This is a genomic window from Pseudomonas rossensis (assembly GCF_039888995.1).
Lineage (GTDB): Bacteria > Pseudomonadota > Gammaproteobacteria > Pseudomonadales > Pseudomonadaceae > Aquipseudomonas > Aquipseudomonas rossensis.
Genome location: NZ_JBBWCB010000162.1, coordinates 1 through 10,754, shown reverse-complemented (window position 1 = coordinate 10,754; position 10,754 = coordinate 1). Strand labels below are relative to the sequence as shown.

General features: G+C 59.1%; 9 protein-coding genes. 5 read left to right on the top strand and 4 right to left on the bottom strand.

From position 1 onward, the window contains the following. The first annotated feature begins 202 nt into the window (after positions 1 to 202). The 3 genes from WLY71_RS26815 to WLY71_RS26805 are packed head-to-tail and all read left to right on the top strand — an operon-like array spanning position 203 to position 3,768. On the top strand, positions 203 to 862 hold the full coding sequence (locus WLY71_RS26815; RefSeq protein WP_347805958.1) for a paraquat-inducible protein A: 660 nt from the start codon (positions 203 to 205) through the stop codon (positions 860 to 862). Further along, positions 849 to 1,472, top strand: a complete 624-nt coding sequence (locus WLY71_RS26810) for a paraquat-inducible protein A (RefSeq protein ID WP_008145542.1) — start codon at positions 849 to 851, stop codon at positions 1,470 to 1,472. Before WLY71_RS26815 ends, WLY71_RS26810 begins: the two co-directional genes overlap by 14 nt. After that, positions 1,465 to 3,768, top strand: a complete 2,304-nt coding sequence (locus WLY71_RS26805; RefSeq protein ID WP_347805957.1) for a PqiB family protein — start codon at positions 1,465 to 1,467, stop codon at positions 3,766 to 3,768. The genes WLY71_RS26810 and WLY71_RS26805 overlap by 8 nt, the downstream gene beginning before the upstream one ends. Positions 3,769 to 3,844: 76 nt before the next feature. Here WLY71_RS26805 and mksF read toward each other — a convergent pair whose 3' ends face one another. The 3 genes from mksF to mksB are packed head-to-tail and all read right to left on the bottom strand — an operon-like array spanning position 3,845 to position 8,647. Next, the gene (gene mksF, locus WLY71_RS26800) at positions 3,845 to 6,685 is read right to left on the bottom strand and encodes an Mks condensin complex protein MksF (RefSeq protein WP_347805956.1); all 2,841 of its coding nucleotides are present in this window, start codon (positions 6,683 to 6,685) and stop codon (positions 3,845 to 3,847) included. Continuing rightward, entirely contained in the window at positions 6,682 to 7,383 is a 702-nt protein-coding gene (gene mksE / locus WLY71_RS26795) for an Mks condensin complex protein MksE (RefSeq protein WP_347805955.1), read from the bottom strand. The genes mksF and mksE overlap by 4 nt, the downstream gene beginning before the upstream one ends. Next, positions 7,373 to 8,647 (bottom strand): Mks condensin complex protein MksB, encoded by a 1,275-nt coding sequence (mksB, locus tag WLY71_RS26790; RefSeq protein WP_347805954.1) that lies wholly within the window; start codon positions 8,645 to 8,647, stop codon positions 7,373 to 7,375. The genes mksE and mksB overlap by 11 nt, the downstream gene beginning before the upstream one ends. 206 nt (positions 8,648 to 8,853) lie before the next feature. Between mksB and WLY71_RS26785 the strand changes: the two genes are divergently transcribed. After that, positions 8,854 to 9,594, top strand: a complete 741-nt coding sequence (locus WLY71_RS26785; protein WP_347805959.1) for an energy transducer TonB — start codon at positions 8,854 to 8,856, stop codon at positions 9,592 to 9,594. Beyond that, on the top strand, positions 9,587 to 10,039 hold the full coding sequence (rimI, locus tag WLY71_RS26780) for a ribosomal protein S18-alanine N-acetyltransferase (RefSeq protein WP_347805953.1): 453 nt from the start codon (positions 9,587 to 9,589) through the stop codon (positions 10,037 to 10,039). The genes WLY71_RS26785 and rimI overlap by 8 nt, the downstream gene beginning before the upstream one ends. Before the next feature lie 140 nt (positions 10,040 to 10,179). On the opposite strand, the gene WLY71_RS26775 is transcribed toward rimI, so the two are convergent. Further along, a complete protein-coding gene (locus WLY71_RS26775; protein WP_347805952.1) occupies positions 10,180 to 10,584 on the bottom strand; it encodes a serine kinase/phosphatase in 405 nt (134 codons plus the stop codon). Between the last annotated feature and the right edge of the window lie 170 nt (positions 10,585 to 10,754).

The window sequence follows — 10,754 nt, the reverse complement described above, 5'->3', positions numbered from 1 at the left end:
CATCGCCGATGGTAGTGTGGGGTTTCCCCATGTGAGAGTAGGTCATCGTCAAGATTAAATTCCGAAACCCCTATCTGCGTATGCAGGTAGGGGTTTTGTTTTGCCCGCAGGAAAGTGGCTTTCAGTTAAAGCACAAATTTGCACAGTTATTTTCGATCCATGACACTAGAATAGGTCCAACTTTTTCGGAGCCAGAGCCTTTATGCCAGATCCGGTTGACGCCCCTGGGCTGTCAGATTTACCGCTGGACGACTTGGTAGCGTGTCATGAGTGCGACTTGCTGATGCGCAAGCCCGAACTCGCCCATGGCGAGAAAGCCCTCTGTCCGCGCTGCGGTTACGAGCTCTACGCCCATCGGCATAACGTCGTACAGCGCAGTCTCGCGTTGGTTCTCGCCGCTCTGTTGTTGTATATCCCGGCGAACTTTTTACCCATCATGCAGCTCCATCTACTCGGGCAGTCATCGCATGACACCGTCTGGAGCGGCGTTGTTGGCCTGTTCGATACCGGAATGCAGGGCGTTGCAGTCGTGGTGTTTCTCTGCAGCATGGGAGTCCCGCTGCTCAAGTTGCTGTGCCAACTGGTTGTACTGCTGAGTATTCGTTTTGATATCGGACGCAGTTACGGCCTGTTGCTCTACCGCATTTATCACCATTTACGCGATTGGGGGATGCTCGAGGTCTACCTCATGGGCGTACTGGTGGCGATCGTCAAACTGGCAGATATGGCAGCAATTACCGTCGGGCTTGGCCTGGCGTGCTTTATCGGTTTGTTGTTGGTTCAGGTCTGGTTGGAGGTTGTGATGTCGCCCCATCAGATCTGGCAGGCTTTATCAGGAGAGGATGCCCATGCGGGCGATTGATGCAGGCATTCTGATTTGTGCCGAATGCCATGAATTGAACAAGCAGGAAGCCGACACTGACGAACAGGTCTGCACCCGTTGCGGTGCCCTGGTTCACGCCCGTCGCCCGAACAGCGTGATGCGTACCTGGGCGTTGCTGGTTACCGCGGCGGTTCTCTACATCCCGGCCAACGTGCTGCCGATCATGACCGTCAGTTCACTGGGGCAGGGGGATCCCAGCACGATCATGTCCGGTGTGATTCAACTGGTTCAACACGGCATGATTCCAATCGCCGCCGTGGTTTTTATCGCCAGTATTCTGGTACCAACGTTCAAATTGGTGGGCATCGCACTGCTGCTGTTTTCCGTGCAGCGCCGCCAGCCACTGTCGGCTCGCCAACGCATTTGGATGTACCGCTTTATTGAGTTCATTGGCCGCTGGTCGATGCTCGATATTTTTGTGATCGCCATCCTGGTGGCGGTTGTGAATTTCGGACGGCTTGCCAGCGTCGAAGCCAATCTTGGCGCCATCGCTTTCGCAAGTGTGGTGATTCTGACGATGCTTGCCGCAGTAACTTTCGATCCCCGACTGATTTGGGATAACACGGAGTCGGACGACGACCATGACTGATTTGCCTACAGCAAAAACCCGACCGGCCTCGAACTGGTCAGCCATTTGGGTGTTGCCCCTCATCGCCCTGATCATCGGCGGCTGGCTCGGCTGGCGTGCCTACAATGAGACTGGCATCGAGATTCAGGTGCGTTTCGAAAGTGGTGAAGGCATTCAGGCCAACAAGACCGAAGTCGTCTACAAAGGCATGTCGGTGGGTAAGGTGAAGACCCTCAAACTCGATGACGAAGGCAACTCTAAAGGCGTGATCGCCACCGTCGAGATGAATAAGGACGTGGAGCCATACCTGCGGACCAGCACCCGTTTCTGGCTGGTCAAGCCGAGCGTGACCCTGGCCGGCATCACTGGCCTGGAGACGCTGGTCTCGGGTAACTACGTCGCGATAAGCCCGGGCGAGGGTGAGCCGACGCGCAAGTTCAAAGCCTTGGCCGAAGAGCCACCGCTGTCGGACGCCCAGCCCGGTCTGCACCTGACCATCAAGGCTGATCGCCTCGGTTCACTCAATCGCGGTAGCCCGGTGTTCTATAAGCAGATCAGGGTCGGCCAGATCAAAAGTTATCTGCTGTCCGAAGACCAAAGCACCGTCGAACTCAAAGTTTTCATCGAGCCCACCTACGCCAAGCTGGTGCGCAAACACACGCGTTTCTGGAACGCCAGCGGCATCAGCATCGACGCCAACCTGTCGGGTGTGAAGGTGCGCAGCGAGTCCCTGGCGAGCATCGTCGCCGGAGGTATCGCGTTCGCCACGCCGGAGAACCGCAAGGACAGTCCGCCCACCGATCCGAGTCTGCCATTCCGTCTCTACGAAGATTTCGATGCAGCCGCCGCCGGTATTCGGGTCAAGGTCAAACTTAGCGACTTCGAAGGAATGCAGGCGGGTCGCACACCGGTTATGTACAAAGGCATCCAGGTCGGCAATCTGAAAGCGCTCAAGATCGATCCTGATCTATCCAGTGCCACCGCCGAATTGACCCTCGATCCTCTGGCTGAAGATTACCTGGTCGAAGGAACCCAATTCTGGGTGGTCAAACCGTCGATCTCGCTTGCCGGTATCACCGGTCTCGAAGCGTTGGTCAAAGGTAACTACATCGCCGTGCGTCCAGGAGACAAAGGCGCCGCACCGCAGCGCGAGTTTGTGGCACGGCCGAAGGCACCGCCGCTCGACTTGCGTGCGCCAGGATTGCACCTGGTGCTGTTCACCGAAAACCTCGGTTCGCTGGAGGTCGGAAGCCCGATTCTCTACAAACAGGTCAAGGTCGGTTCGGTCCAGAGCTATCAGTTCTCACGCACTAAAAAGCAGTTGGTGATTGGTGTGCATATCGAGAAGGAATACGAAGGGCTGGTCAACGCCTCGACACGGTTCTGGAATGCCAGCGGTATCACGCTCACGGGTGGACTGACCGGCGGAATCCAGGTCAAAAGTGAGTCGCTGCAAAGCCTGATGGCCGGCGGCATTGCCTTCGAAACCCCGGAAGCCAAGGCGCCGTTGCAGAAGCGGATTCCGCGTTTCCGTTTGTTCGCCAGTCATGATGACGCGACGCAAAAAGGCGCCGTGGTAACGATCAGGGTTGATCGCGCCGATGGTTTGCGCAGTGGCACGCCCATTCGCTTCAAAGGCCTGGATGTCGGCAAGATTGAAGACGTCGACCTCAGCGATGACCTGCAATCAGTGCTGCTGACTGCACGAATCACAGAAGTTCCGGAGCGTATCGCTCGGGTCGGCAGTCAGTTCTGGGTCGTCAAACCTGAACTGGGTCTGATCAAGACGTCCAACCTCGAAACGCTGGTCACTGGACAATACATCGAAGTGCAACCGGCCGCGAAGAACCTCGGCCCGCAGAAAAATTTCGTGGCCCTGGCCAATCCGCCGGAAACCGCTAAACAAGAAGCCGGTTTGAGTCTGGTGTTGAGCGCTGCCCGCCGTGGTTCGCTGAAAACAGGTGTGCCGGTCACCTATCGCGAAATCACCGTGGGTAAAGTGACGGGTTATGAGCTGGGCCAGACGGCGGACCGTGTGTTGGTGCACATCCTGATCGAGCCGAAGTACGCGCCGTTGGTGCGCAGCGGCACGCGTTTCTGGAACTCCAGTGGTTTTGGCTTTGATTACGGCTTGTTCAAAGGGGCGACGATGCGTACCGAATCGCTGGAGACGCTGATTCAGGGCGGCATCGCTTTCGCCACGCCGGACGGCGAGCGCATGGGCAGTCCGGCGCGAGCTGAGCAAACGTTCCCGCTGTTCGATAAGTTCGAAGATGAATGGCTGACCTGGGCGCCGAAGATTTCAATCGGCAAGTAAGCCCAAAACAGCAGGCATGAAAAAGGCCGCGATCCATTGGATCGCGGCCTTTTTTACTGCCTTCGATTAACGCAAATCAGACCGCATCCAGCTCCGGTTCATCCGCTTCAACATTAACGGCAGCCTTCACTTCATCGTGACGACGAATGTACTTCCAGTCCGCCTCGTCGATGTAGATCCCGTTCGGCCCGCTGCCGCCTTCCAGGTCGATGGCGACACTGGCGCAGACCTGCGGCTTCACACTCGCCAGGATCGGTACGAAGCCCAGTTGCAGACTGGTTTCCAACAGCGCTGCCTGGTTCTTCTCGTCGATGTCCGCTGCCTCGTCGAGGTAGTACGGCAGGCGCACGCGACCGGCCTGGTCGCGGTCCATCAAGTGCAGCAACAAGTACATGTTGGTCAGCGCCTTGATGGTCATCGTGGTGCCGTTGGATGCGGCGCCATCGATGTCGGTGTGAATCACAGGCGATCCGTTGACCTTGGTGATCTCGAACGCCAGCTCGAACAAGTCCTTGAGACCGAGCTGGTTGTGGTTAGCCGCCACCAGACGCGCCAGGTATTCCTTGGCTTCTTCGTTCTTGTTGTCCTGATCCGCGCTTTGGCTCAGGTCGAAGACCGAAAGGGTTTCGCCTTCTTCATACTGGCCGGCGCTGTGGATGATCTGGTCGATGTGCTTTAGCGCTTCCTTGTTCGGTGCAAGCACGATGCGGAAGCTTTGCAGGTTGGAGACCTGACGCTTGTTGATCTCGCGGTTGAACAACGCCAGTTGATGCTCAAGGCTGTCGTAGTCGCTGCGGATGTTGCGCAGGGTCCGGGCGATGTCAGTAACGGCCGCACGACGGGCTTTGCCAAGGGTCAGGGCTTCGTCGGTGCGGTGCGCGTACGCATTGATCAGCAGTTGCAGGCGACGCTCCATATCGTCTTCGCTGTCGAACTTGGCCACGCCTTTGAGGCGGACCTGAGCGTACAGCGCCTCGATCTGACCATCGCTGCGCTGCAAACCCTGCCAGCTGTCCTGATAGTCATTGAGCAACGGCAGCAGGTTGTCCATGGAATCGTCGATCGGGTCCATGAATGGCGTACCGAACGGCAGGTCTGCGGGCAACAGCTGACGGCGGCGCAGGGCGTCGTCGAGGGTGCGTTGCTTGGCTTCCATGTCGCCGATCTGCCGGCCGACCAGTTGCAGTTTGGCCGACAGTTGCTGGACGCGTTCGGTGAAGGCGTCGCTGGAACGCTTCAACTCGTCCTGCGCCGCTTCCATCTGCGCCAGTTGCTCCAGCTTGTCGCCTTCCTCGGCGCTCAGGGTTTGCGCGCGGCGGAAATCTTCCAGCGCTTTCTGCGCATCCAGCACTTGCTGGTACAGCGCTTCGGTCTGGGTCTTGCTCGCGGCGCGGTCGGCTGCCACGGCTTGCTGGGTTTTCAGTTGCTTGAGTTCTTTGTCCAGACGCTCTTTCTGATCGCGCAATGCGGCGCGGTCAGCCAAGGCTTGCAGGGCCGGCGGCTCGATGTGCGAGATGTCGATGGACAGGCCCGGCACTTCGAAGCGCTCGCCCTTGAAGCCGTCGAGAATCAGTTCCATGGATTTGACCCACTGGCCGTCCTCGTCCAGCGTAATACCGTGCTCACCCAACGGCAGGCTGAACAACGCGCTGTTGAACAAACGCATCAGGCGCTCGACATCCTGTTGCGAGAACTCTTCACGCAGACGAGCGTAGCTGTTGTTGTCGGCGTGATCGAGTTGCTGTTTCACCGACTTCAGGCGTTTTTCCAGGTCCCGCAGACGCTCTTCCAGATCTTCGGCGCTGAACTGTCGCGACTGCGCAAGCGCACCGGCCAGTTCGTCGTGCGCGTCCTTGGCCGCGAGCAGTTGCTGCTCCAGGACTTTGACGTCAGTGACCAAGGCGAAGCGATGCTTGAGCACCGACAACTCGCCAAGCCAGCGCTGGATGCCGGTGATTTCCCGCTCCAGGCGCATCAGCTCCTGAGTGCCGCCACGCTGATCGTTTTGCAGCGCGTCTTGCTCGTTGCGGTAGTGCTCGGCCTGAATCGTCAGTTCTTCCTTGCGCGCACTGGCGTAGTCCGACCAGGTGCCAAGCAGGGAATCGAGCAGTGGCGAGATCCGGTGCAGTTTGCCGCGCAGGATATTGCGCTGGGTCACGCCTGCCGCAAGGGCTTCGACCAATGGGCCGGCAGTCACCAGCGAGTTGTAGTCCTGCTCCATGCGTCGTACATCGCGGAACGCTTCTTCGCACGCGGCGATGTAGTCGACGCTACCGGAACGCAGGCTGTGTTCGAACGCATCGAGAAACAGTTGCTTGAGCTTGGCTGCGGTGATTTCGCGCATGTGCAGCAGGTTGATGAACAGTGCGCGGAAGGTCTTCAGGCTCTGCTCGCTGGTGGAGCGCAACGGGATCAGCGTCAGGTCCAGCGGGATCGACGTGTGGCCGCCCACCAGCAAGCGACGCAGTTCATCCGGCTTGAGCTCGTAGGCTTTCAGGCCTTCGCGCTCAAGGTTGGTGAACAATTCTTTCTGACGCAGGCAGGTGTCGTTTTTCTGGTAATGGGCCAGATCCAGTTTGCCGGCGTAGGCAAAGAACTGGTGACCGAAACCACCGCCCGGGCCGCGACCGACCACACCAATCACATGTGGACCGTGAGGCAGCGAGACTTCGACCAGGATGTAACTGGTGTCCGAGGCGAAGTAGAAACGACGGGATTGTTCCAGGCTGTACTTGCCGAAACTCATGTCCGACATGCGCGCCAGAATCGGGAACTGCAAGGCGTTGATCGAGGCGGATTTACCGAGGTTGTTCGCGCCGTAAACCGACAACGGTTCTTCCAGCGGGAACAGGCCGAGGCTGTAACCGGCGGTGTTCAAAAGGGCGAAGCGGCGAATGCCGTAGCGTTCCTTGCTCATGCGTCGGTCTCCTGTTCTTCGGCAATGGCGCGGGCCATGGCGTCTTCTTCGCTTTCTTCAGCAAAGTCGCTGAGATCGAGCGGGTCATCGGTTTCCAAAAGCTTTTCGTCGCTGTCGTCATCGATCAGCACCGGAACCGGCAGAGGCAAGACGCTATGCAGGCTGGCGGCCAGATCACGGTCTTGTTGGACCGACAGGCAGACATCGAGGAAGCGGTGCATCGGCGGCAGGAAACGGTAGATGCCGTTTTCTTCGCCGGCGAAACCGAGTTGGGTCATGCGGCGCATGATTTTTTCTTCGAGTTCTTCGACGGTCTGCACTTCGGCCTGGATAAACAGGTCGCGGTATTTCTCCAGCAGCGATGGCAACTCATCGCGGCCGAGGCTGCCACCGTCGAGCACAGCGACCGGGTCGCGGCCCTGGTCGGCCAGGTGTTCGACGAGAATGAACGTGAACAACGCCAGACGTTGCGCGGTTTTGTTCACCGCCGCAGCGGCGAGGTCCGGTACGAAGTAATAGAAGCCACGGGTGTCGCAGACCAGTTCATAGCCCAACGCCCGAAACAGCGTGCGGTACTGGTCCTGGAAGTTCGACAGTTGCGCGTACAGCTCCGGGTCGCGGCGGCTGACGTGGTAGCCCTTGAACAGCTCGCGAAAAATCGGCGCGAGTTGAGACAGTTCGGATAGATCAAGATGCATTTGGAGTGCTCGCAGAATCCTCGGCGGTGTCGCGGGCCGAGAGCAGGGCGAAGGAGCGCAGGCTGACCTGGTGCTCGTGAGTGTGGTAATCGCGGCGTTCCAGACGCTCGCGTGTGAAGCGCTTTTCCCGCGACAGGCGCGAGAACCAATAAAGCAATTCGTCGGTGGCGCCGTCCGGTTCCTGCTCCAGCAACCAGGTCATCAGGTCCGGCATCGGCAGGGCGTCTTCGCAACGTTCGAGCATTTCCCGAACCGTGCGTGGCGCGCGCGGCGTTTCGCCTTTCTGCGTCTTGTGGGCCTTGGGGAAGCGCGCCGGTTTCGGCTCGAAACGGGCCAAAGCATAAACGTAGGCTTCGACCTGACTGGCACTGCCGAGGAACGTGCTTTGCGGTCGGGTGAACATCGGCATCGCCGCTTGTGGCACCGCATCGATACCTTTGCGCCGGATGGCCGACAAAGCCAGCGCCGCGCCGCGGGTCACGGCGTTGTGTCGACGGGCTTCTTCACGCAGCGGCAGCAGCAGTTCGCGGGCATGACGCAGGGTCAGCTGGGCGCTGGTCTGCATTTCGAGGATGCGCGCGTGGGTGCGCAGCAGCATGTCGTCATCGACCAGGTGGCCGAGGCGCTGCTGTTCGGTGAGCATCTTCAGCAGGACGTTTTCGACCTTGCGCACGCCTTGTTCGAAGGCGCCGTCGGCGTTCACCAACTGAATCATCGGCTCGACGTATTCGTCCCAGGTCGCCAGCACTTCAGCGTAACGCTGACGCAGGGGAATCTGCCGGTCGCTGGTCTTGGCGCGCTCGGCGACGGCCACCAGGGCCTGTTCGTCGTTGGCGAGTTTCTTCAATACGTCCCGTACGCGCATGTCGAGCAGGCGCAACTGGCGCGCCAGGTCGTGGCCGTCGCGGATGTCGAAGGCGTCCTGGATATAACCGGCCAGGCGTTCGAGGTGGCGCAAATAGGCTTCGATCTCCAGGCACAGGCCCAGACGGTGCTCACGGCGCAGGTAAGCGAGGAAGTCGTGGATTTGCGCGTTGAGCTCGAAACGGTTCGGGCTTTTCGCCACGGGCACCAGAATGTCGAGGCGGATCCACACGTCCAGCAGGCTGGTGATGTCCTGCGGCGTACTGTCCAGTTGCTGGGCGGCCAACTGTGAACGCAATTCGTTGAGGCTCAAGGTGCCTTGGTCGAAGTGCTCGCACAGTGGCTCCAGAAGTGCCCAGTGTTCAGCGAGGGCGCGCAAGACGCGCTTGGGTTCGATCATCGGAATGGCCGGCTGGTTGGCAATTAAAAGCAGCGATTGTACTGCATCACGCCCGTTGCGATTCACTCTCGGGACGGACAGTTGGCTTTCTATCGATCAAGCGTGGGCGATCTTGAGCGAAGGGCGGTAGAATCACCGCACTTTAGTTATCCACAAGTGGCCGACCTTTGCTTATCGAGTCCCGTCGCCGCGCTTATTTGACCGCCATGCAGGTGGTCAACTGGCTGCCGCGCACCGAATTGCCCTTTGCTGCGCCCTCGCGCCCCGAACTGCTGGAGATGCCCGAACCGTTGGTCGTCGCCCCGGTGGCGCCGGCGCCAGTGGCTGAGGCGCCCGTGGAACCTGTGGCCAAACCGGTCGAACGGGTGAAAATCGAGGTGCCACGGCCATCGTTGGCCAGCACGCGCACGAATGCCAAGGTTGAAGAAGAGGCCGCTCCGGTTGTGACCAAGGCGCCAGTCGTGCCGCCACCGCGTTTCGCTCTGCAATTGCTGCGGGCCGGGCGTTGCCTGCTGCTGGTGGAGTTACCCACAGGCGAATCGTTCCAGACCCGTGACCCTGCCTATCTATTGCTCAAAGACATGCTGCGCGCCGCCGGTCTGCCGGACAGCCCGCAGATCGTCGGCGAGCCGGTGCGTTGGCCGCTGTTGTCTCGGGGCACCATGGATCAAGGCCCGGAAGCCGCTCGCGACTTCGTGCAAGGTTTTCTCTCGGCCCGGCTGGAAGACGCACCGTGTGTCTGCGTGTGGCTGATCGGCTTGCCGGCGGTGCGTTTCGCCGGTGAGGCGAACGCCGAATCCTTCAACCGTGAACTCCAGGTCGAAGGCCTGGGCTCGGTCTGGGCCCTGCCGGGTCTGGAATTATTAATGGAAGAGCCACAGCGTAAGGCTGATGTCTGGCAAGCCATGCGTCGGCTGATGGCGCGTTGGAAAGAATCGAATGAGTGACGCTGTATCGTTCCGCCCAATGATCGAGGCGGACCTGGACGCTGTACTGAAAATCGAATACGCGGCTTACAGCCATCCCTGGACTCGCGGGATTTTTCTCGATGGGCTGGGTAAATATCAGATATGGGTGATGTTTGAAGGCCAGCAGCAGGTCGGCCACGGGGTGGTGCAGATCATCCTTGATGAAGCGCATCTGCTGAACATCACCGTCAAACCGGAGAACCAGGGCCGTGGCCTGGGCTTGACGTTGCTGGAGCATTTAATGTCCCGGGCGTATGACGCCAAGGCGCGGGAGTGTTTTCTGGAAGTGCGTGACAGCAACCGTGGCGCGTTCAAGTTGTATGAGCGTTATGGGTTTAACGAGATTGGTCGTCGACGCGATTACTACCCGGCGGTGGGTGGGCGGGAAGATGCTGTCGTCATGGCCTGCACTTTGGTGGATTGAGCCTTAGACGCATCGTCGAAACGCCATCGCGAGCAAGCTCGCTCCCACAGGTTTTATGTCAGTCACGAAATTTGTGTACGACACAGATCCACTGTGGGAGCGAGCTTGCTCGCGATGGCGGCTTGTTAGGCGCTAGAGAATCAACGATTACCGTCTATCGGATCGCGTTGCGCCATTTCCGCTTCATCCAGCCCATTACCACCGCCAATGTCGTCTTCATCGACAATACTCAAATCCCAATCGGCCTGTTCGCCTTCGCCGGCCTCATGAGCATCCCGTGCGCCGTCTTCACGGATCAGGTTTTCCGGGCTCATGTCGTCGTCGGTGGACTCATGGTCATCGGTCGAGGCACCGGTCATGCCGGCTTCACGTACGCGTTCCCGAGGCATCAGGCGTTCACGCTCCGTTTGCGGCAGCTCGTCGCCGATTTTGGCGCTGGGTTCTTCCTCGTCGAAATCCAGCTCATGCATCGAGCCCATGCGGTCTTCGTTGTCATCGATGGGCTCGGGTTGCACCGCATCGTACGGACGTCGTGATTCAGTCATGGCAATTCCTCATACTGTAGGCCTTACTAAGGTGGACCCCCTGGGCTGCTGAGAATTCCTCCGGCATGGAAAACCGGGTATCTGCATCTGGCGCGTGACCCCGACAGATGGTTGTCTGTCATAGAAGCGCATCATTCTCGAGGCTTCATTGCATGAACGAATTACAAGAT

Excerpts from the sequence above, each read along its gene's own strand:
- WLY71_RS26815 (WP_347805958.1), top strand. The coding sequence starts at position 203 with ATGCCAGATCCGGTTGACGCCCCTGGGCTGTCAGATTTACCGCTGGAC.
- WLY71_RS26810 (WP_008145542.1), top strand. The coding sequence starts at position 849 with ATGCGGGCGATTGATGCAGGCATTCTGATTTGTGCCGAATGCCATGAA.
- mksF (WP_347805956.1), bottom strand. The coding sequence starts at position 6,685 with ATGAGCAAGGAACGCTACGGCATTCGCCGCTTCGCCCTTTTGAACACC.
- mksB (WP_347805954.1), bottom strand. The coding sequence starts at position 8,647 with ATGATCGAACCCAAGCGCGTCTTGCGCGCCCTCGCTGAACACTGGGCA.
- mksE (WP_347805955.1), bottom strand. The coding sequence starts at position 7,383 with ATGCATCTTGATCTATCCGAACTGTCTCAACTCGCGCCGATTTTTCGC.
- WLY71_RS26775 (WP_347805952.1), bottom strand. The coding sequence starts at position 10,584 with ATGACTGAATCACGACGTCCGTACGATGCGGTGCAACCCGAGCCCATC.
- WLY71_RS26805 (WP_347805957.1), top strand. The coding sequence starts at position 1,465 with ATGACTGATTTGCCTACAGCAAAAACCCGACCGGCCTCGAACTGGTCA.
- WLY71_RS26785 (WP_347805959.1), top strand. The coding sequence starts at position 8,854 with ATGCAGGTGGTCAACTGGCTGCCGCGCACCGAATTGCCCTTTGCTGCG.
- rimI (WP_347805953.1), top strand. The coding sequence starts at position 9,587 with ATGAGTGACGCTGTATCGTTCCGCCCAATGATCGAGGCGGACCTGGAC.